Annotated in this window: 18 protein-coding genes and 2 tRNA genes; 16 read left to right on the top strand and 4 right to left on the bottom strand. The window is 37.7% G+C overall.

Annotated elements, in window-relative coordinates; genetic code table 11:
* The first annotated feature begins 71 nt into the window (after positions 1-71).
* From QCD85_RS01935 to nrdR, 8 genes are all read left to right on the top strand, one after another.
* Positions 72-1,259: a methyl-accepting chemotaxis protein gene (locus tag QCD85_RS01935; protein WP_301261484.1), complete on the top strand. Its 1,188-nt coding sequence runs from the start codon at positions 72-74 to the stop codon at positions 1,257-1,259.
* Between the two features lie 132 nt (positions 1,260-1,391).
* Positions 1,392-2,147: a phosphate ABC transporter ATP-binding protein PstB gene (pstB, locus tag QCD85_RS01930; RefSeq protein WP_204824823.1), complete on the top strand. Its 756-nt coding sequence runs from the start codon at positions 1,392-1,394 to the stop codon at positions 2,145-2,147.
* A gap of 25 nt (positions 2,148-2,172) precedes the next feature.
* Complete coding sequence (phoU, locus tag QCD85_RS01925) at positions 2,173-2,832, top strand: phosphate signaling complex protein PhoU (RefSeq protein WP_273615536.1); 660 nt, start codon at positions 2,173-2,175, stop codon at positions 2,830-2,832.
* Between the two features lie 169 nt (positions 2,833-3,001).
* Positions 3,002-5,668 (top strand): DNA polymerase I, encoded by a 2,667-nt coding sequence (polA, locus tag QCD85_RS01920; protein ID WP_301261483.1) that lies wholly within the window; start codon positions 3,002-3,004, stop codon positions 5,666-5,668.
* A gap of 129 nt (positions 5,669-5,797) precedes the next feature.
* Entirely contained in the window at positions 5,798-6,643 is an 846-nt protein-coding gene (gene mutM, locus QCD85_RS01915; RefSeq protein WP_273615538.1) for a DNA-formamidopyrimidine glycosylase, read from the top strand.
* Between the two features lie 9 nt (positions 6,644-6,652).
* The gene (gene coaE / locus QCD85_RS01910) at positions 6,653-7,249 is read left to right on the top strand and encodes a dephospho-CoA kinase (RefSeq protein ID WP_301261482.1); all 597 of its coding nucleotides are present in this window, start codon (positions 6,653-6,655) and stop codon (positions 7,247-7,249) included.
* Entirely contained in the window at positions 7,246-7,809 is a 564-nt protein-coding gene (locus QCD85_RS01905) for a lytic transglycosylase domain-containing protein (RefSeq protein WP_273615540.1), read from the top strand. Before coaE ends, QCD85_RS01905 begins: the two co-directional genes overlap by 4 nt.
* 123 nt (positions 7,810-7,932) lie before the next feature.
* Positions 7,933-8,412, top strand: a complete 480-nt coding sequence (gene nrdR / locus QCD85_RS01900; protein ID WP_204824817.1) for a transcriptional regulator NrdR — start codon at positions 7,933-7,935, stop codon at positions 8,410-8,412.
* Between the two features lie 208 nt (positions 8,413-8,620).
* On the opposite strand, the gene QCD85_RS01895 is transcribed toward nrdR, so the two are convergent.
* Positions 8,621-9,502, bottom strand: a complete 882-nt coding sequence (locus QCD85_RS01895) for a LysR family transcriptional regulator (protein WP_301261481.1) — start codon at positions 9,500-9,502, stop codon at positions 8,621-8,623.
* A gap of 166 nt (positions 9,503-9,668) precedes the next feature.
* Between QCD85_RS01895 and QCD85_RS01890 the strand changes: the two genes are divergently transcribed.
* Together QCD85_RS01890 and QCD85_RS01885 are read left to right on the top strand one after the other, a co-directional pair.
* Entirely contained in the window at positions 9,669-10,064 is a 396-nt protein-coding gene (locus tag QCD85_RS01890; RefSeq protein ID WP_301261480.1) for a tautomerase family protein, read from the top strand.
* Positions 10,065-11,027: an aldo/keto reductase gene (locus QCD85_RS01885; RefSeq protein WP_301261479.1), complete on the top strand. Its 963-nt coding sequence runs from the start codon at positions 10,065-10,067 to the stop codon at positions 11,025-11,027.
* Positions 11,028-11,100: 73 nt separating this feature from the next.
* Here the strand turns inward: QCD85_RS01885 and QCD85_RS01880 are convergent.
* A tRNA-Leu gene (locus QCD85_RS01880) sits at positions 11,101-11,184 on the bottom strand.
* A 269-nt stretch (positions 11,185-11,453) separates the two neighbouring features.
* Complete coding sequence (locus QCD85_RS01875) at positions 11,454-12,428, bottom strand: ABC transporter substrate-binding protein (protein ID WP_301261478.1); 975 nt, start codon at positions 12,426-12,428, stop codon at positions 11,454-11,456.
* A 233-nt stretch (positions 12,429-12,661) separates the two neighbouring features.
* Here QCD85_RS01875 and QCD85_RS01870 point away from each other — a divergent pair.
* The 5 genes from QCD85_RS01870 to QCD85_RS01850 all read left to right on the top strand — a co-directional run bounded on the left by QCD85_RS01870 (position 12,662) and on the right by QCD85_RS01850 (position 19,565).
* Positions 12,662-12,734, top strand: a tRNA-Ala gene (locus QCD85_RS01870).
* Between the two features lie 150 nt (positions 12,735-12,884).
* The gene (locus tag QCD85_RS01865; RefSeq protein WP_301261477.1) at positions 12,885-15,296 is read left to right on the top strand and encodes an NACHT domain-containing protein; all 2,412 of its coding nucleotides are present in this window, start codon (positions 12,885-12,887) and stop codon (positions 15,294-15,296) included.
* Positions 15,297-15,419: 123 nt separating this feature from the next.
* On the top strand, positions 15,420-15,788 hold the full coding sequence (locus QCD85_RS01860) for a hypothetical protein (protein WP_273615546.1): 369 nt from the start codon (positions 15,420-15,422) through the stop codon (positions 15,786-15,788).
* Positions 15,789-16,209: 421 nt separating this feature from the next.
* Positions 16,210-18,111: a beta-glucoside-specific PTS transporter subunit IIABC gene (locus QCD85_RS01855; RefSeq protein ID WP_301261476.1), complete on the top strand. Its 1,902-nt coding sequence runs from the start codon at positions 16,210-16,212 to the stop codon at positions 18,109-18,111.
* A gap of 35 nt (positions 18,112-18,146) precedes the next feature.
* Positions 18,147-19,565: a glycoside hydrolase family 1 protein gene (locus tag QCD85_RS01850; protein WP_301261475.1), complete on the top strand. Its 1,419-nt coding sequence runs from the start codon at positions 18,147-18,149 to the stop codon at positions 19,563-19,565.
* Between the two features lie 129 nt (positions 19,566-19,694).
* On the opposite strand, the gene QCD85_RS01845 is transcribed toward QCD85_RS01850, so the two are convergent.
* Complete coding sequence (locus tag QCD85_RS01845; RefSeq protein ID WP_301261474.1) at positions 19,695-20,129, bottom strand: hypothetical protein; 435 nt, start codon at positions 20,127-20,129, stop codon at positions 19,695-19,697.
* Positions 20,130-20,198: 69 nt separating this feature from the next.
* On the opposite strand from QCD85_RS01845, the gene QCD85_RS01840 reads away from it, so the two are divergent.
* Complete coding sequence (locus QCD85_RS01840) at positions 20,199-21,440, top strand: outer membrane protein assembly factor BamB family protein (protein WP_301261473.1); 1,242 nt, start codon at positions 20,199-20,201, stop codon at positions 21,438-21,440.
* The last annotated feature ends 148 nt before the right edge of the window (positions 21,441-21,588 follow it).

Raw genomic sequence — 21,588 nt, 5'->3', positions numbered from 1 at the left:
TACATTGATCCTTTAGTCTTAGTCTATGAGTCTTAAAGACTATATTAATTCGTTAGGAGAGGTCATCAATCATGTTAGACATGCTGATACGTGAACCTGAAATCATGCAGCCGGTTGATATAGAGAAAGAAAATAAGCAAGCGATTATAGAACCTGTAGATCAGATAATAGCAACAGAGGTAGAATCACATATGCACACAGACGCAAAAGAACTTCGTCTGCGTCATTATGTAATAACAGTGCCTGCTATTCGTGCTCAAGAAACATGCCGAGACACTTTTGTTCGGTTCAAGCGCCAGACTCATCTTCCTTGTATTGTGTTGTGTGATGAACAGGAGCGCCCAGAAGGTCTGGTTATGCGTGAACAATTTTATCGACATATGGCAAGCCGATTCGCTAGTGAATTGTATGACACTCGTTCTACAGTGATGTTTAGTCAGTCTAATATGCTAGTAATGGATATCGATACAGAAGCTTCGATCGTGGTCGATGCTGCGCTTGCTCGTGAAGGCGATTCTTTTTATGAATGTGTTGTATTAATAGATCAAGAACGATTAGCAGGCATAGTGACGATACGCGATATTATGGAGCTGTCTAATCATCTGCAATTAGCTACAGAACAAAGACGGATTTCTTCTTTGCACGACACACGTCAGTTTGTTGAGCAGATTGGAGATGCGGTCAAAGTGGTACAACAAGCTGCTCAAGCCAGTCATCAAGAGCTTCATCTGATGAAGCAACAGACGATATCCGGGCAACAGGATCTGAATCAAGCGCATCAACAATTTCAGCAAGTACAACAGTTAGTAGTGCGTCAGCGTACACTCGCAGAACAGATGCTTGATTACACAGGACAAGCAAGTAAAGTCGTGCATACGGTAACTGATCTTGCAGGTCAGAGTAATATGCTTGCGCTTAATGCTTCGATAGAAGCAGCACGGGCTAAAGCGGCAGGACAAGGATTCGCTGTTGTCGCAGAAGAAATGCGCAAATTATCTTCGCATATTACGACTCTTTCTACAGATGTAAATCGGTTACTTACCGGACTTGGTGAAATGATTGGGCAATCTGCTTCGTCCACTCATACGACCGAGACAGTGATGGATCAAAGTATGATCTATATTCAGCAAGCGAATCAATTATTTGGCAAAATGACAGTCGAAGCAGAACAAGCTTCTCAAAATGCAGAACAATTGATGCAATCGGCTGATCAAGCGGATCATTTGACCAGTATCGTTGCGCAAGCTTTACAGCGTTAATTTATCAGGCTTACATTTTTTACATTCCGTTTACAATTCGAACTGATGGGATTTACAAATATGATTTATGATGAATAGATGTAAAAAACATTTGTCACCGAAAATGAATTGAAAATCAGGGGAGTGTACCTTGTGTCAGCGATTATACGTATTGAACAATTGAACCTGTATTATGAGAAACATCAGGCTCTTAAACATATTAATTTGGATATTAAAGAAAAAGCGATTACTGCTTTTATCGGCCCTTCCGGTTGTGGTAAATCAACATTGCTTCGTACATTGAATCGCATGAACGATATGATTCCAGGCACACGCATCGAAGGCGTAGTGGAGATCAGTGGTTCTAATATTTACGGAGAAAATGTAGAAGTCGAAAATTTGCGTCAGCAAGTAGGTATGGTATTTCAACAACCGAATCCTTTTCCCAAGTCCATCTACGAAAATGTAGCTTATGGTCCACGTCTACATGGCGTTACTTCCAAAAAAGATCTAGATGAGATCGTAGAAACAAGCTTGCGTCAGTCTGCGTTGTGGGAAGAAGTGAAAGACTATCTCAAACGTTCTGCACTTAGCTTATCCGGTGGACAACAGCAACGCCTATGTATTGCGCGTGCGCTAGCAGGTCAACCGGATATTCTACTTATGGATGAAGCCACTTCAGCACTTGATCCAATCTCTACATTGAAGATTGAAGAATTAACGCGTGAGCTCAAAAAGGATTATACGATTGTGATGGTAACACACAATATGCATCAGGCAGCGCGTATTTCAGATCAGACTGCGTTTTTCTTAAATGGAGAAATTGTGGAATCATCCGATACACCGGAGATGTTCTCCAACCCTACGGACTCTCGAACAGAAGATTATATTTCGGGAAGATTCGGCTAATACCTACACCAAGGAGGACTTGTTCATGCCCAACCGGAAAGAATTCGACCAAAGTCTAGGAGAGCTACGTCAGTTGCTCACTGCTATGGGAGATCATGTAGTACATGCTTTGGAAGAAGCTGTGCTATCACTACAACGCCTTGATATCGAACAGGCAAAAATAATTATTGGTAATGATTATAAGTTAAATGAATTAGAAGAGAAAGTGATGGAAATCGGTTCACGCCTGATCGTAACACAACAACCGGTAGCCAAAGATTTACGTCGTATTATTGTAGCTTTCAAAATCTCTAGTGATCTGGAGCGTATGGGTGATCTGGCTCTCGATATCGCTAAAGTAACGTTGCGTCTACAAGACTCTACATTGATTCAGCCATTAGTAGATATTCCGCGTATGGCAGATATCGTAGGACAAATGACCAAAGAATCGATCCAATCGTATCTGGATGAAAATACAGATCTGGCTTATAAAGTCGGTGTAGACGATGATCAAGTCGATCATATGTATAGTGGAATGATTCGTGAACTGCACAACTATATGATCGATCATGCGGTAGACGGCCCGCAAGTGATGTTGCTGAATCTGACAGGACGTTATATCGAACGTATCGGAGATCACGCCACCAATATTGGCGAAAGTGTCGTCTACCTTGTGACAGGCGTACGTCCTGATCTTAATCGTTAATGTACAAATAGGTTATATTATAAAGCAATCCCAAAGCATCGGACACAAATCCGGTGCTTTTATTTTTTGATTAGAAGGGCTTGTGGTATCATAGAAAGAGCAAATCTTAATCCTAATCATCAACCAGTACATGGTTAAATATAGAGATGTTCTAATTACAGGAGGTTCTATGGAAAAGTTTCTTTTAATAGATGGAAATAGTATTATTTATCGTGCTTTTTTTGCGATGCAACAACCGATGACAACCAAAAGTGGACAGCATACTAATGCAGTCTATGGATTTACCAATATGTTGATTCGCTTGCTGGAAGAAGAAAAACCAACACATGTGATGGTTGCTTTTGATGCAGGTAAAATCACGTTCCGTCATACGACTTATGGAGATTACAAAGGTGGACGTCAAAAAACACCACCAGAACTATCCGAGCAATTTCCATTGCTTAAAGAATTATTGACCGGTCTTGGTATTACGTACTTTGAATTAGATACGTATGAAGCTGATGATATTATTGGTACATTATCCCGTACGGCTGAAGAAAAAGGACGTAATGTGCTGATCGTTAGTGGTGATAAAGATATGCTACAACTGGCTTCAGATCACGTCAAAATTGCACTCACTCGCAAAGGTGTAAGTGATATTGAACCTTACGGCCCAGCAGAAATCGAAGAACGTTACGGCTTAACACCTGCTCAAATTATCGATCTAAAAGGATTGATGGGTGATACATCTGATAATATCCCGGGTATTCCAGGTGTCGGTGAAAAAACAGCACTCAAATTGTTACATCAATTTGGCAGTGTAGAAGAAGTCTTAGCGAACACCGATCAACTCAAAGGCAAAATGAAAGAAAAAGTAGAAGCACATGCCGATGATGCTCGGATGAGTAAAGAGTTAGCGACTATTTTCCGTGATGTTCCTTTTGATGCGACATGGGAAAGTATGAAATATGATGGATTCAATCCGGTAACATCAATTGTAGCTTTGCGTAAATTAGAATTTAATTCGATTATTCAGCGCCTCAATCTGTCTGATATTGATGGGGAAGATCTGCATGATCCTGCTCAAGTGGAAGCTTCTGAACTAGAAGTAACTATTGTAGGCGAAGAACAGCTTCCTGCATTGGAAAAAGTACTGAATGCTGTCGAAGTATTGCATATTGAAAGTCATGGAGATAATCCGCATCATGCTGAACTGGTCGGTATTGTATTGTCAGCGCCAGATCAGTATTACTTTATGACGCCTGAGACGTTGCTTAGTGAGCGTGCAGCAGGTGTACGTGCATGGTTAGCCGATGAATCGATTCCGAAGCATGGACATGATCTACATCGCGCAGACCTTGTATTGTACTGGAGCGATATTCCTTTTGCAGGTGCTTCTTTTGACGTGCAGATTGCAGCCTACTTGCTTGATCCTACAGAATCAGGACAAAGCTTAAATGCTCTTGGAGCCAAATATGGTCTACCTCATATGCCAGAAGACGAGACGGTGTTTGGTAAAGGGGCTAAATATAAAGTGCCTGAAGAAGACGTATTGAGTCATCATCTTGCACGCAAAACAGCAGCGATTCGTGAATTGGTTCCATTACAACGTGAACAATTGGAACAAAATGAAATGACCAGCTTATTTAATGATCTAGAGATGCCATTGTCCCGTATTTTAGCGGATATGGAGAAACAAGGTGTTGCTGTAAATACAGATGAATTGCGTGAACTGGGCAAAGAGTTTGAACAAAAGATTAATCTATTAGTGACAGAGATTCATGGCATGGCGGGTGTAGAATTTAATCTGAATTCACCGAAGCAACTAGGTGAGATTTTATTCGATCGTCTAGGTCTACCTGTAGAGAAAAAAACCAAAACAGGCTATTCAACCAGTGCCGATGTACTGGAAAAATTAGCACCTTATCATGATATCGTGCAGTTGATTCTGGTGTATCGTCAGCTTGCCAAATTGCAATCCACTTATGTAGAAGGATTGCTGAAAGAAGTTCATCCCAAATCTGGCAAAGTGCATACGTTCTTCCGTCAGACGATTACAGCAACAGGTCGCTTATCCAGTCAGTTCCCGAATCTGCAAAATATTCCGATTCGTCTGGAAGAAGGACGTAAATTACGTAAAGTATTTGTGCCGTCTGAAAGTGGTTGGAGTATTTTATCATCCGATTATTCTCAGATCGAACTGCGCGTACTTGCTCATATGGCAGATGATCCAGGTTTGAAAGATGCCTTTTTGCATGATATGGATATTCATACCAAAACAGCGATGGATGTATTCGGCGTGACCAAAGAGCAAGTCGATGGCGATATGCGTCGTTCTGCCAAAGCGGTTAACTTCGGTATTGTCTACGGAATCAGTGATTATGGATTATCTCAAAATCTAGGCATTACTCGTAAAGAAGCAGGCGACTTTATCAATCAATATCTAGAAGTATTCAAAGGCGTTAGCCGTTATATGGATGATATCGTAGTCGAAGCGAAAAAAGACGGCTTCGTTAAAACGATGTTAGAACGTCGTCGTTATCTACCGGATATCAACTCGTCTAACTTTAATCTGCGCTCTTTTGCAAATCGTACAGCGATGAATACACCGATTCAAGGTACAGCCGCAGATATTATCAAATTAGCGATGGTGCATATGGATCAAGCGCTCAAAGACCATAAGTTAAACAGCCGTATGCTTCTTCAAGTACATGATGAATTGGTATTTGAAGTCCCTGCTGATGAGCTAGAACAAATGAAGACATTGGTACCAGAAGTGATGGAAAAAGCATTGTCTTTATCGGTTCCTCTCAAAGCTGAAGTAAGCTATGGTGCGAACTGGTATGAAGCGAAGTAAATAGTCTATAATTAAAAGGGTAGAGAAGCGAAGCGGAGGGATGGTAGTTCCTCTCCGAGCATGTAGAAGGACATCCAAATTCATTCAATATAAAATAAATTTATTATATTAAAGGTAAGGTGAAAGGTTATGCCGGAATTGCCGGAAGTAGAAACAGTTAGACGCACGTTAAACACCTTGGTTGCCGGCAAAACGATTGATCATGTTACGGTATCTTTACCACGTATTGTTCAATTGCCAGATGATCATAAGCAGTTTGAGATAGAGCTTCAAGGGCATACGATTGAGAAAGTAGAGCGTCGCGGGAAGTTTTTGCGTATTGTGATGGATCATTTGGTATTGGTTTCTCATTTACGTATGGAAGGGCGCTATGGGGTCTATACTCAGGATGAACCTGTTGAGAAGCATACTCATGTGATTTTTCATTTTACAGATGGTACTGAACTTCGGTACAAAGATGTGCGTCAATTCGGTACAATGCATTTGTTCAAAAAAGATGAAGATTTGCAGTCGAAGCCACTGATGCATCTGGGGCTTGAACCTCTTGCACCGGAATTTACAGCAGAGCAATTTATCCATATGATGAGCAAGCGCCGTACGATGATTAAGCCTGTATTGCTCAATCAGAAGTATGTGGTAGGGATCGGAAATATTTATGTCGATGAAGCGTTGTTCCGTTCGGGGATTCATCCAGAGCAGATTGCTAATACATTGTCAGCAGAACAATTAACCCGTCTGCATGAAGCGATAGTGTCCACACTTGCAGATGCTGTAGAAGCAGGTGGTTCGTCGATCAAGTCCTATGTAAATGGTCAAGGCGAAATGGGCATGTTCCAGCACAGTCTACGTATTTATGGTCGTAAAGCAGAACCTTGTTATGAATGCGGAACACTTGTCGAGAAGACGGTTGTCGGCGGAAGAGGAACACACTTTTGTCCGGTGTGTCAGCCGCTACCTACTCGTCAGAAACATTGAGGTGATATCATGAATATCGGGTTAACCGGAGGAATCGCCACAGGTAAAAGTTCTGTCTCGGCATGGTTATCATCCAAAGGAGCCAAGCTGATTGATGCGGATCTGATTGCGCGGGAAGTGATGATGCCGAATCATCCTGTGCTGTCTCAAGTGGTAGAACGCTTTGGCACAGACATGTTGCAAGCAGACGGAACACTGAATCGCAAAAAGTTAGGGGAACATATCTTCACCCATCCCGAAGAACGGAAGTCGCTTGAAGATATTACGCATCCAGCGATTCGTGAATTGATTCAGACACGTACGGTAGAGTTAGAACAGCAGTATCCAGATACACTGGTTGTAGCAGATATTCCGCTGTTGTTGGAAGCCAAAGGGGTCTATACGTTTGATCAGATTATGGTCGTATATGTGCCTCAGCCTGTTCAATTACAGCGTCTGATCTCACGCGATGGACTTAATGAAGAACAAGCCTGGAAACGGATTAACGCTCAGATGGATATTGAGCAAAAGAAAAAAGTAGCTGACATTGTAATTGATAATAGCGGTACCCTTGAGGACACGTATGCTCAATTGGAACAGTTCTGGCAGAGTAAAGGTCTTTCATGAAGAAATTGGTTCGTAAACGATTTCTTTTACCGCTATTCGTGCTTGTTGTGATTGTGGTTTTTTTCAATAGTCGCTGGCTAGGATGGATTTATCCGATAGAGTATAAAGAAGAGATTCGTGCTCATGCGTCTGCTTATGAAGTCGATCCTTTTCTAGTTGCTTCTATTATTCGAGTCGAGACTAACTTTAAGCCCAGTATGGAATCCAAAAAAGGCGCACTCGGTATTATGCAACTGATGCCGAATACGGCGCAATGGATTATGGAGCAAGCACACTTGGACAACATGTCACTGGAAACGGTCAAGCATGAGATCGATCCGAATATTCAGATTGGTACATGGTACCTTAGACAGCTTAATCGTCAGTTCGGTGGTAACAAAATCGCTGTAATTGCAGCCTACAATGCAGGTCCTGGTAATGTAAAATCATGGCTAAGTTCCGGCAAATGGGACGGTACATTAGAAGATGTCAAAGATATTCCTTTCGGGGAAACGAGACATTATGTCCAACGTGTATTATATTATTATAAGCAGTATACTGAATTATACGATGCCTTTTAGATCGAACAAGCACTATGTTGGATTCTGTAACTCATATTTACTCACATCCTGAATATATATGCATGAACTTAACTGAAATGATGTCCGAATGAACGGTTGGCGAGAAAGGAAGTGACGTGAGCAATGAAATGTCCATATTGCAGTCACAATGGAACCAAGGTGCTGGATTCCCGTCCAGCCAATGATAATAAATCGATTCGTCGTAGACGTGAGTGTGAAAGTTGCAATCGCCGTTTTACGACGTTCGAGATGGTGGAAGAAACACCGCTAATTGTGATCAAAAAAGATGGAAGTCGTGAAGAATTTAGTCGCGACAAAATCCTGCGCGGTCTGATTCGCGCTTGTGAGAAACGTCCGGTATCGGTAGATCAACTGGATATGATCGTCTCTGAAGTGGAAAAAAGTCTACATACTACAGCGATGGCAGAAGTGGAAAGTCGTGCTGTAGGCGAATTAGTCATGGAACAGTTGTATCCTGTCGATGAAGTAGCTTATGTGCGGTTTGCTTCGGTATATCGTCAATTTAAAGATATTAATATGTTTATGAAAGAACTCAAAGGTCTGCTGTCAAAAGAAGACGAGAGCGATAGCTCAAATAGCTAATTCCTGTTAGATCGCATTAAGATTGCTAATAAAGGTATGAACGTCTATTGTATATTTCAAAAAAAGAGCACTTCTACAGTAACAAGTAGAGTGCTCTTTTTGGTATATTGCTTATTCTTGTGATCTTATATTTATACATGGCGATTTCTTTATAAAAGCATGGAAGCGACTACGATTTATGATTGAATCCATATCAAATTGAAGATTACTATTCACGGAGATTTTTAAAATACTTCCGAACTTCTTCTACAAAAAGTTGCTGCATACCGCTGTTATATTTGATACGCCGGGGTTGTAAAATGCCAATCTGCAAATGGTGATCTACAGAAGGAAAAGGTAAAACAGTATACGTATCATCTACACTCAAAGAAGACGGTACAATCCCGATCCCATTTAATTGTTCAGCATAAAGCGGAATTAAAGAAAGTTGATTAATCGTGTAAAATAACGGTTCTTGCTCATACGTTCTAAAAGCTTTTTCCACTTGAAAGCGATACTTGCACGACGATTGCCCGATAATCAACAGATGTGATAATAACTCGTCGATAGTCACTGCTTGGGTATTCGCCAATACATGATTAGCCGGTATAATCAGCGAGATTGATTCTTGGTGTAAAGGTTCAAATACATAATGGTGAGACGACTCCGAATCTGCGCATAAAGCTAACGATATTTTCTCCTGTTGTAGACACTCTTCCAAAAAAGTCGAATTGCCGACTATAATCTCACAAGTAATTTTGGGTCGATATTGCCGAAATTGATATAAAATAGCTGGTAAATAACGATCTGCCCATGTCTCTGTGACACCAATCTGTAAAGTACCTATTTCTTCTTCATTCAATTGCTTGGCTATATCACCGACATACCGCCAGTGATGGATTAATTGATCGACTTGTTCAGCAAATCGTTGCCCGGCAGGTGTTAAGGTCGCTTCCCAATTACGATAAAACAAAGTCAATCCTAATTCTTTTTCTAATCGTTTGATCTGGTTAGTAATTGTTGATTGAGCATAATTCAGCTTTTCGGCTGCTCTGACAAAGGTACCTTCTTGCATCACGGTCTGAAAAGCAATCAATTCTGTTAAATCCATAATGCACCTCCTTAGTAGATTTTCCTTTTACTATCTTTATCGGTAAAATGAATGATCTTTATGATTATTATCTATTATATAAATAAAGAGAATATAGATACAATCAGAGTATTCATAAAAGCTTGTATCAGTATCAACCAATTCAATCGTATGGAGGATCAGCGATATGCCATTTACAAGAGTAAGTTATATGCATAATCAGTACAATGCAGAACAGTTACAACAGATGAGTCAGGTTATTTTATCCGCTTTAATCGATTGTTGTGATGTACCGGAGAATGATTGTTTTCAAGTCTTTCATAGTCATCAGCCAGAACAGTTTGTATATGATCGACACTATTTACAAGGAGATCGTTCAGATGGATTATTATATATCCAGATTACCTTGAAGTCTGGTCGAGGCGTGGTCAAGAAGACAAATCTGTATAAACAGTTAGCGACAGCGCTAGCACAACAAGTGGGTATTCGGATCGAAGATGTATTTATTATATTGGTCGAGACTGAATTCGAAGACTGGTCATTTGGAAGTGGATTGGCACAGATGGTTAAGGAGAACAATTGAATGGATAAGCAGATATTAGGTAAATCGAATATTCCAGTATCCAAAGTAGGTCTGGGAACGATGGCATTTGGAAGATGGATCGATGCATCTGCTTCACAACGTATTATAGATCAAAGTCTAGATATCGGTATGACTCTGATCGACACTGCTAACTTTTATGGAAAAAGGCAAGATATCGATCATATCGGAGATGGATTAGGCGAGCAGATGATTGGAAATATTCTTAAAGGAAAACGAGATCAGGTTATACTTGCGACCAAAGTAGGCATGCGTATGGGTGAGGGCAAGATGGACGAAGGATTGTCACGCCAGCATATTACACAACAGATCGACCGTTCGCTCCAACGTCTGCAAACCGATTATATCGATCTGTATCAAGTCCATGAGTTCGATCCTCATACTCCACTGGAAGAAACGTTATTTGTATTACATGAGCTAGTGCAACAAGGTAAAGTTAGAGCGATTGGTTATTCCAACTTTGCTGTAGATCAGCTACGTTCTGCTTATGAGATCAGTCATACACATCAATGGACAGCATGTGCTTCGATTCAATCTGAGTTCAATTTGCTTGCTCGTGCAGTAGAACAAGAAGTATTTCCTTACTGTGAGCAAGTGGGTATCGGCAAGATTATTTACAGCCCATTAGCAAGAGGGATATTAGCAGGAAGGTATAGATCACTGCAAGACATTCCTGTCGAAAGTCGCCTGGCTAAAGGAGAAGAACGGATTAAGCACTATTTTACCAACGAGAACTTCGCCAAAGTCGATACGTACCGTCAAATAGCAGAAGAAGTAGGATGCACGCTGGTACAGTTAGTGCTCTGGTGGACAATGGAACATCCGCAAGTTGATTCGATGCTGATCGGAGCAAGTCGTACAGCGCATATCGATGAAATAGAGCAAGTTCTACAATTTGGAGCTATGCCTGCATCATTAAGAGAACATATAGCATCTATTTATTGAATATCTTAAAGCAATAGAAATATAAAAAAGCCCATCCCGCAATATACGAGACAAGCTTAGTAAACAATAAGGATGCGGTCAAGAGGACTCGAACCTCCACGGGGGTAAGCCCACACGGACCTGAACCGTGCGCGTCTGCCAATTCCGCCATGACCGCGAATATGTAACTTCCACATTAATCATGAAGTATGTCTAAGAAGTCAATGTGGGAGTGGTGAATAAATCACCGTAAGTACGATTATATCGGATTTGAAAAGTGAATACAAGTTTTTTTGCTTGTTGTATCAACGTAATTAACATCCAACAAAAAACAACGATGAATCATATAAGCTGTTCCCGATATTTATCAAAAGGGACGCTGATTCATCGTTGTTTCTTTACATAAGCAATTTTGTTATAAAATCATCATTCAGAAGACTGACTAGATTAAGAGTTACCTTCTACTTTTTTCAAAATCGTTTCTAATACATACGTTTTAGCAGGAGGGGTATTATTGAAAAAGGAAGGATCTACAATATAGACATGCCCGTTTTGTACGGCTGTTAATTGATTCCATGTAGCACCGTCTGCTGTAGCTGTCATGCGTTTGGTCAATGCTTCTGTTGTATCGTTTTTAACCCCTGTAGAGATAAACAGATAATCTGGATTGATACTTTGCAATTGTGCAACTGTGGCTGGAGCAGATACTGTATCTGTTGGCAAATTAGCCGGAGCTTTCAGTGCCATATCCTGATACATCACTTCGCCGACACCATTTTTGGCATTGTTGTATAATGTCATACCGTCTTTGGTCATCGAAGCCGCTGCTACAGTAGATGTACCGATAATCGGCGTTAGCTTCGATTTGCTTGCATTGGTTGCTTGCTGAAATGCATTCAAAAACTGCTTTACTGCGGTTTCTTTATCAACGATTGTGCCATAATTATACAGCTCACTACGCCAATCATTCATTTGCGCAATATAGATTGTAGGTGCGATCTTGGACAATTCATCATATACCGCACGATCGCTATTATTGGTAAAGATCAAATCAGGCTTTTGCCCTTTCAATGCAGATAGATTGATGTCTGTACCTTCGCCTTCGATCAGTGAAATATTGTTCTTTTCTTCATCTGTCATATAGATAGGAAAAGGATTGCTTTCATTCGGCTTAGGAGCCAGTGCCACATTCACATCAATCGCATTCAGATAATCCAGTGCATACTGGCTAGTGACCGCAATACGCTTTGGAGATACAGGAATACTAACGGTTCCAAAAGAATCATTGATCGGCATCGTTTTGATCCCGTTTGGATTGAAAATATCGGCACGCGTTTCTTTAGGCTGTCCGCAAGCCGTCAAAAAAACCAACATTAGGAGTAATCCCAATCCTGCTTTGGCATAAGTGGTATTAAATTTCAATGCTTTCGCCTCTTTTCTGAGTACTATACTTCATTATACCAATACACACAGAACCAAAGTCAACGCTTCCGCCCAACTGTCACCCGCTTGTCACAGACTGCGGTGTTACGAGTATGAATTGAGGTTGCAGATAAGGGAGGAAGTGATGTAAAAGGATGCTTCTTGACGAGGTACAGGTGGATGTGATAAATTAATGTAGTTGTTGCGTTACATAGTTACAATTTCATATTCATGGGGCCTTAGCTCAGCTGGGAGAGCGCATCGCTGGCAGCGATGAGGTCAGGGGTTCGATCCCCCTAGGCTCCATAGAATAAAAGTCCGCTAGACACTTTTCGTGTTTAGCGGACTTTTGTATTTAAGATTTTTTATTGTCATTTAGCAAAAATTACTATAAGATTTTTATTAATACACATTTTGGTTTATTTTTCTTTTAATACTATAATCAAGGAGAATGATATGAGTTCTATTACTAGCAGCTTTTTAATCCCTACTTTAATAAATATAAGTACTTCCTTATTAATGGATATTTTTAAAGAATATAAGAATAGAACACGCCTAAAAACTTTGTGTAATGAAATAAATAAGTTTATTGATGAATTTAAAGATACTGAATTAGATTCTGGAAGCTTTATAGACTTCTTAAGTCATCCTAATACTTTAAGAGATTTTACAGAATATATAGATTATTCTACTTTTCGAAAAATGCAATCTAATAAAAAAATAAAATTTATGTTAGATAAAGATACTTTTACAAATTATTTATCTCAACAAGCAGTAAATTTTGTTGAAAAAAATGTCCAAAAAAATATTAATTTTTATTTCACAAAAAAATATTTCGATTTTATTATTGATATAATAGAGAAAAAGTTAATAAGTACTCTAACAGCTGAAAATGTAGGAGTATTATATTTTATTAACAATAGCCTACATGAGATGGAAAAACGAATTATCTCTAATTTTGAAATTAATGAATATTCTAATATTAATGAAGATTTTGAGAAAGTGAAGTCTGATTATTTAAAAATTTTAAGAGCACGTAATAAAAAAAGTCATGTATATGGAATTGATGAGCTTGAATTATATTCTTTTTATGTTTTTCCTGAATTTTATGTTAATGAAGTTAATGGGCAAAATACAAAATATAGTAATGAAGCTGATTTCGCACACTTAAAAGAAAACATTTCTATTTCTGAGCCAATTAAATGGATTGATTTGTTTAAAGAATCTAATATGGTTTCTGTTATTGGTGGTGCAGGGTTTGGTAAGTCATTATTCTTAAAAAATGTAATAAACAAATTCTCAGAAATGAGTCTTCACAATTCAGATAAACTAATACCGATATATTGTGATTTGAAGCAATTTAAAATTAACTCTCAAATGAAATCTTCGTATTCAATTGAAGATTTTTTAGTAGACAGTATTATATATAATACTGGTTTAGATAGTGATTCTATAACTAAGAACTTTTTGAGATATTTCTTAAAAGCGGGTAGATGTCTTATTTTGTTTGATGCCTTAGATGAAGTTGAAAAAGAGGATAGACAGTATTTAAACGAATTAATAAGCTCTTTTTTTGAAGTTACAAATAAACATAATAAAATTATTATTACTTCAAGAGGACAAGGATTTATTCCAAAAACTAGAATTGTATATGATGTCTGCAAGGTAAATATTAAACAAATAAAAGATTATTTACTAAATATGATAAAATTAAAACAATTTAATGCCCAAAATATGCAAGAATTCCTTAGACAAAGTGAAATATTAATCCAGAACGGTTTTTTAACAAGTTTACTCACAGTTTCATTGTTAGTTCAAATATATAAAGCTGAAAAAGAACTTCCTGAAAACAAAATTGATTTATATGAAAAGTGTGTAGATTATATATCAAAAAAAAGAGAAAAAGATCAAAAAAAATCCAATTTTAATTTCAAATTAATGTCTAATATATTAGATCATAATATTAGTTTTGAAAAACTAGCTTGGTTAGCACGACCAAATAATATTGAAATAGAAAAAAATGAGATAAAAGAATATTTTATTGAATTATATAAAGAGTCATATAGTTCAGAAAATGAAACAAGAAATGCAATTGATGAATTTCTTCAATTTTGTACTCAAAGAACTGAGCTATATGTAGCTGGAAATAAAGAAGAATATTACAAATTTTATCACAGATCTTTTTATGAGTTTTTTTATTCAAAATGCATCATAAATGAATTTAGAGACAATTCAGAATTATTTGAAGAATTACAGAAATTTGGCTATGATTCTGAAATGTTTGAACTTACAACTGCTTTACTAAAAAAACATGATTATAGTAGGTTTAAACTATTCATAAAATATTTATTTGATCAAATTTCTCCCCAAGAAGAATTTTTCTTCAAAGAGAACGAAGAAAAGTTTTTTAGAATTTGTATCATATTAAATGCTGCTGACCAAATTAAATATCGAGATAAAATCTATAATTATTTCTTTGATGATAAAAGAATTCTCGATAATTTAGGAAATTCACTAGATGCCTCAATAATTTCAATTTTGTTTAAGTCGAAAAACGAAATGTCGCGAAATCTTGAAGAGGATATTATTAAATTTTATCCAAATGAACTTTTAGTTATTTATTTAGTATCTGAAGCTCTTCGTATGCCAAGAAATAGATTTAGAAGTTTTAAAATGAATATGATTTTCTTCCATATTAGGAATATATTAGACAAGTCAATTGTAAATTCATTTATTAGTGAAGTAGATGATGAGACTTTATATTCACTAGCTCAAGATCATATATATAAAGAAGAAGATATGGGACAAATAGAATTTGAAAAACATATTAAATTGTTAGTAAATAGGTTAAGAAAGAGGAACAGCTAAATAGTGTAATATAAAGAATAAAACAAATTATACAAAAGTCCGTTAGACACTTTCGTGTTTAGCGGACTTTTTGCGTATAATAGGACTAATCCAAATACATATCACTTACAGGAGGTTCTAACCATGTCCTACCAACATATTACTTACACCATCGACAGCAACGGCACGATCTACGACAATGACTCGATCGAAGCATCTGTCATTTCAGATATCGTTCTTGATTTCCAAACAGGTATCTACGACTATATCATTATCACACCAAGTCAACCCATCGAACACAGTATCTACATACAAGCGGCTTCGGAGCAACATGAAGGGGAAGGGATGGTGATTGAGATTCGGTTGGTACCTGAAGGCGACAAATCGGCTTTTCAACATTATGCTTACCACACATCCAGTCATCAGGAAATCATTCAAATCTTATTAGATTATTGGGGAGTGCAGAAGTTACCGAATCTGGCGAACTGGCATAATATCACGAACGAATTTTAAAAATTTATGATATTAAAAGACTTATTCGAAAAAAGAAAAAGCACTCACATCTCTCTTAAAAAATAAATAATGTAAGCGTATACTTTTTCTCTTGCCAAATGAATCAAACGATGATATTCTTGTTTTAGGGATTGTTACTGAAAAGGCAAAACCCAGTACATGTAGCTAGGTCTGACATGTGTTGGGTTTTGCCTTTTTGCGTATTATATCTCGATCTGGAGCAATAAGTATAGCTTTATAGTAAGCGCTTACTATAGAGCGAGAACCACTGCTAAGTATGTAGCTACACTCAACAGAATATCTATAGGATTGTTACTGGTCATGCAGGCAAAACCTAATCAGATCGTATCGTATATGATTATACGCGGTCTAGTTAGGTTTTGCCTTTTTTCGTACTTTACTGTCAAAGGAGCGATATCCCATGAAATATGAACAATTGGCAAAAGACATTATCCAAAATATCGGTGGTCGGGACAATGTAAACAGTTTGACACACTGTATCACACGATTACGTTTTAAATTAAAAGACGAGAGCAAAGCAAATACGGATGTACTTAAAAATATGGATGGTGTTGTAACTGTTATTCAGAGTGGTGGACAATATCAGGTCGTTATTGGTAACCATGTACCTGATGTGTATACCGAAGTAAATGCAGTCGGAGGCTTTCAAGCCGATACAGCACAAGATACATCCAGTGATGAAAAGGTCAGTTTATTCAACCGTTTTATTGATATGATTTCTGGCGTATTTACTCCGATTCTGGGCGTGTTATGTGCAACAGGGATGATTAAAGGATTTACCGCATTATTGCTTGCACTACATGTGTTAACCACAGAATCAGGAACGTACCAGATTCTTAATGCATTAGGTGACTGTCTATTTTATTTCTTTCCTATCTTTCTTGGTTATACAGCTGCGAAAAAGTTCAATGCCAACATCTTTATCGGGATGGCGATTGGAGCAACATTGGTGTACCCTTCGCTTAGTGGCTTAACCGCTGGTGATCCATTGTATACCTTATTTGCAGGTACATTGTTTGAATCACCGATCCATATTACGTTTTTAGGAATTCCTGTCATTTTGATGACGTATTCGTCTAGTGTTATTCCGATTATTTTAGCAACGTATGTAGGTTCGAAATTAGAAGTATTTTTCAAAAAAATTATTCCAAGTGTTGTTCGTACATTCTTGGTTCCGTTCTGTACATTGCTTGTTATTGTTCCGTTAACGTTACTTATTATTGGACCTATCGCTACATGGGCAGGTCAATTGTTAGGGGCAGGTACACTATTTGTCTATAATTTAAGCCCGATTATTGAAGGCATGTTGATCGGTGCATTCTGGCAAGTATTTGTTATTTTCGGCTTACACTGGGGTCTGGTTCCGATTGTCATCAACAACTTAACAGTAATGAAATTTGATCCGGTCTTAGCAGGAATGTTTGGAGCATCATTTGCACAGACAGGTGTTGTACTTGCGATCTTACTTAAAACGAAAAATATTAAACTCAAATCACTTTCGGTTCCTGCTGTCATTTCTGGATTTTTTGGTGTAACAGAGCCAGCGATTTATGGAATCACGCTTCCACGTAAAAAACCATTTATTATCAGTTGTATAGCAGCTGCGGTAGGTGGAGGTATTATTGGGTTTGCAGGTACTAAAGCTTATATTATGGGTGGATTAGGTATTTTCGGAGTTCCAAGTTATATCGGTCCAAATGGTATCGATGCTGGATTCTATGGAATGTTGATCGGTATTGGAGTTAGCTTTGTACTTGGATTTGCCATTATGTATGCTATGTTCCAAGACGATAAAGAAACAGCAAAGGTCACAGAACCACAAGCACCCAAAACAACGATCCAAATCGCTCAAGAAACGATTGCAAGTCCATTACAAGGAACCATTCTTCCACTTAGTGCGGTAGAAGATGAAGCATTTTCTTCTGGTGCGCTTGGTAAAGGGATAGCGATTGAACCGTCTGAAGGTAAAGTATATTCGCCTGTTGATGGCGTATTAACTTCGATGTTGTCCTCAGGGCATGCACTCGGGATAACCAGTGATCATGGAGTCGATATTTTGATCCATGTAGGACAAGATACCGTGAAGTTAAAAGGCAAACATTTCACACCAAAAGTAAAACAAGGCGATATCGTTACCAAAGGACAATTATTAATGGAATTCGATATTGAAGCGATCAAAGCCGCTGGATATATCGTGACTACGCCGGTTATTATTTCCAATACAGCTAATTTCCAAGATGTAGTACAGACAGATAAACAAGCGATTCATTTCAAAGAAGATCTGATCACTGTTTTGATCTAATATACTGACGACTATCTAACAGGAGGAATTGCACAATGAGCGCATTACAGCCTACATTTCCACAAGGATTTTTATGGGGAGGAGCGACAGCAGCGAATCAGCTAGAAGGCGGATATGATCAAGGTGGGAAAGGTCTAAGCACCTCGGATATGTTAACCGCAGGTACACATACGACTTCTCGCCGAATCACAACGGAACTCGATCCTGCATTAAACTATCCGAGCCATGAAGCGATTGATTACTTCCATAGGTATAAAGAAGATATCGCTCTTTTTGGTGAAATGGGATTTAAAGTGTTCCGCATGTCGATCGCGTGGTCACGTATATTCCCGAATGGCGATGATCTGGAACCTAATGAAGAAGGATTACAGTTCTATGATCAAGTATTTGCTGAATTGAAAAAGCATAATATTGAGCCATTAGTAACGATATCTCACTATGAAGCCCCTTTTGCTTTGGCGCAAAAATATAACGGTTGGTCAGATCGTCGTCTGATAGAGTTTTATACACGTTATTGCGAGACTTTATTTACAAGGTATAAAGACACAGTGAAATACTGGTTGACCTTTAATGAAATCAATATTTTGACGCTACCGTTTGGAACATTTCTAGCTGGAGCGATGATTCCCAAAGGCAATGGAGAATTAGTTGATACATCACAAGATGATCCGCAAGCACGATATCAAGCACTTCATCATCAATTTGTCGCTAGTGCCCAAGCTGTGAAGTTAGGGCATCAAATCAATCCTGATTTCAAAATCGGTTGTATGATTGCTTATATGTGTTCGTATCCGCTGACTTCGAATCCAGAAGATGTGATTTTAGCGCAACAGAAAGATAATTTAACGAACTTCTTGTGTTCAGACGTACAGGTGAGAGGAGCTTATCCGGGCTTTGCTAAGCGTTATTTTGCAGATCATGGGATTGAGCTTGTGATCGAACCGGAAGATGAGCAGACTTTGAAAGAAGGCTGTGTCGATTATTATACATTCAGCTATTATTCTTCCACTTGTGTGAGCGCTGATCCTGATCAAGAACAAGTAGGCGGTAATCTCTCGATGGGACTCAAAAACCCGTACCTCAAAGCAAGTGATTGGGGATGGCAGATCGATCCACAAGGATTACGCTGGTCACTAAATAATATTTATAACCGTTATCAGATTCCATTAATGCTCGTAGAAAATGGTCTGGGTGCTGTCGATGAAGTACAAGCAGATGGCAGTATTCATGACGATTACCGGATTGAGTATTTGAAGCAACATGTGGTCGCAATGCAAGAAGCGATCGCTGATGGAGTCGAACTGATCGGCTATACGCCATGGGGCTGTATCGACCTCGTGAGTGCCGGTACAGGCGAGATGAAGAAACGGTATGGATTTATCTATGTGGATAAAGACAATGACGGTAAAGGTACACTAGATCGCTCACGTAAAGATAGCTTTTTCTGGTATTAGAAAGTGATTGAGAGTAATGGAGCAGTGTTGGATTAAATATTATAAATAAGGCATAACTAAGAACCTGTTAACCACTTTATCAAAGTGTTTAACAGGTTCTTTTTATTATCATAAAGAATTTGTTGGCTATTATATATGCTTATGAGTCATTTCTTGCCATAATACCATTCCAAGCGCAAAAGAAAGTAAAATCATTGTTTGATTCCACTGAATTTTATATTCTTTTGAAGAACCATTTTTACTAATAGTAGCTTCAGTAAGTAAATTTTTAATTTTATCAGCTTTTAAAGGAATTTGTAATACTTCGAAACGATCTAAATACATGTAATGTTCTTCTTCAGAATAACCGTTATAATCTTTAGTCTCTACGATACCAGTAGCTACCCCACGAGCAATAATACCTTTATTATTGCTATATAAGAAAATAATATCATTGGCTTCGATAGTATCAATATAATGCTTCCAAGGACCATAATACGCAGCGCATTTTTTATCATCTAACATTTCTTGTTCATGCTGATTTCCGTTTGTTGTATTCGTATTAATTATGTACACTTTTGGCATAATAGTAGCTCCTCTATAAATCGGATTAAAAACAACTTAATTATAACCTGTAAATAGACGATATAGATATTGGAGAATTCTCCTTTTTTTGAATGTAATACAAAATGGAGAGGTTGGATATTTATTATGAGAAAAAGAATTATATGTGTATTGGCTACATCTGTATTATTATCATCTTTTGGTTCGATAGCATCTGCCAAAGACTGGAGTACATTATCTAATCCTCAATGGACACAAAGTACAAATGACGAATTTTTAGATGTGAAAAATGATATTCATCTTGCAACTGATCAGAAATTAGTTTATTTACATATGCAAGATGAGAAAACATACACAAAAATATGGAATTATGACACACTTAATGCGGTTGATCCAGACACAGGAAAGACAAAATGGGTATTCCCATTTTTTAAAGAAGGAATAGGTTATTTAACAACAGAGTATCCATTTATGTACGGCAAAAATGGAACAACATATGCTTATTTTGAATCTAATCATTTGTTGTATTCTATCAACGCTAAAGGTAAACAAAATTGGATGATTAAACTTCCTGAACAACAGCATCCAGATGCAGTGTGGGATAACCCTGTTCATTTGATGAAAGATGGTACACTGCTTTATGTAGTTCCCAAATCAAATAAATTAGGTTCTGAGAAAACGATTGTCTATGGTTATAATAAAAATGGAAAACAAATATTCAAAAAAATGATTTCTGGACAGGTTGAACAAATAACAGATACTTATGTTATTGTGCAAAACCAATCGACATCAGCTTCTGATTTTAAAACAGATGTATATACCGTAGGTATGAAACGTTTATATCGTTATGAATTTCCAAAAGGAGCAACTACAAATAGTGGATATACAACAGTATGGGATGATGGAACTATACTATTGAGAGCTGATTTACCGAAAACAGGTAATCGTTTAACTGCTATTTCTCCAAAAGGAAAAGTATTGTGGACTAGAGAAGTTACAGGTAACGCAGAGATTAGAGGAGTAGGTAATTATTATATTGTTTATGCTGATAAAGTAGCTTCTCTTTATGATTCGAAAGGATTTGTAGCCAAACATACATTTGATCATATAGATGATGAAGTACCTATTTATCCATCTGTTAGAATGACAGATGATCACAAAATTTGGTTGGATCTTGTGGTAGAACAATATGTACTTGATCCTAAAGATATGTCTGTTATCCAAAATTTTAAATTAAATAATAAAGATACTGTTATTATGCAATATGATAACAATGTTGTTTATACATTGGACGAGTCGAAGAATAAAGTATCTAAATACCAATTGAAATAGTTTGAGAATATTTCTAAAATTGTTTTCTATGAGAAGGAGCTACTTGATTATGACAAGTGCTCTTTTTTTATATAATTATAGGTTTTTTGATAACATGATATACTGCTTTGTAATTAAGAAAATAGAGAGTATTTTAATACGAATGTAG

It is taken from the genome of Paenibacillus sp. PsM32, assembly GCF_030433815.1.
In the GTDB taxonomy this organism is placed as follows: Bacteria; Bacillota; Bacilli; order Paenibacillales; family Paenibacillaceae; genus Saccharibacillus; species Saccharibacillus kyungheensis.
Note: the sequence above shows the minus strand (reverse complement) of the source record. Positions and strands in the feature narration are given on the sequence as shown.

Bases quoted from the DNA above. Each gene is read 5' to 3' on its own strand.
- QCD85_RS01935 (WP_301261484.1), top strand. From the start codon at position 72: ATGTTAGACATGCTGATACGTGAACCTGAAATCATGCAGCCGGTTGAT.
- phoU (WP_273615536.1), top strand. From the start codon at position 2,173: ATGCCCAACCGGAAAGAATTCGACCAAAGTCTAGGAGAGCTACGTCAG.
- polA (WP_301261483.1), top strand. From the start codon at position 3,002: ATGGAAAAGTTTCTTTTAATAGATGGAAATAGTATTATTTATCGTGCT.
- mutM (WP_273615538.1), top strand. From the start codon at position 5,798: ATGCCGGAATTGCCGGAAGTAGAAACAGTTAGACGCACGTTAAACACC.
- coaE (WP_301261482.1), top strand. From the start codon at position 6,653: ATGAATATCGGGTTAACCGGAGGAATCGCCACAGGTAAAAGTTCTGTC.
- QCD85_RS01905 (WP_273615540.1), top strand. From the start codon at position 7,246: ATGAAGAAATTGGTTCGTAAACGATTTCTTTTACCGCTATTCGTGCTT.
- nrdR (WP_204824817.1), top strand. From the start codon at position 7,933: ATGAAATGTCCATATTGCAGTCACAATGGAACCAAGGTGCTGGATTCC.
- QCD85_RS01895 (WP_301261481.1), bottom strand. From the start codon at position 9,502: ATGGATTTAACAGAATTGATTGCTTTTCAGACCGTGATGCAAGAAGGT.
- QCD85_RS01890 (WP_301261480.1), top strand. From the start codon at position 9,669: ATGCCATTTACAAGAGTAAGTTATATGCATAATCAGTACAATGCAGAA.
- QCD85_RS01885 (WP_301261479.1), top strand. From the start codon at position 10,065: ATGGATAAGCAGATATTAGGTAAATCGAATATTCCAGTATCCAAAGTA.
- QCD85_RS01865 (WP_301261477.1), top strand. From the start codon at position 12,885: ATGAGTTCTATTACTAGCAGCTTTTTAATCCCTACTTTAATAAATATA.
- QCD85_RS01860 (WP_273615546.1), top strand. From the start codon at position 15,420: ATGTCCTACCAACATATTACTTACACCATCGACAGCAACGGCACGATC.
- QCD85_RS01855 (WP_301261476.1), top strand. From the start codon at position 16,210: ATGAAATATGAACAATTGGCAAAAGACATTATCCAAAATATCGGTGGT.
- QCD85_RS01850 (WP_301261475.1), top strand. From the start codon at position 18,147: ATGAGCGCATTACAGCCTACATTTCCACAAGGATTTTTATGGGGAGGA.
- QCD85_RS01845 (WP_301261474.1), bottom strand. From the start codon at position 20,129: ATGCCAAAAGTGTACATAATTAATACGAATACAACAAACGGAAATCAG.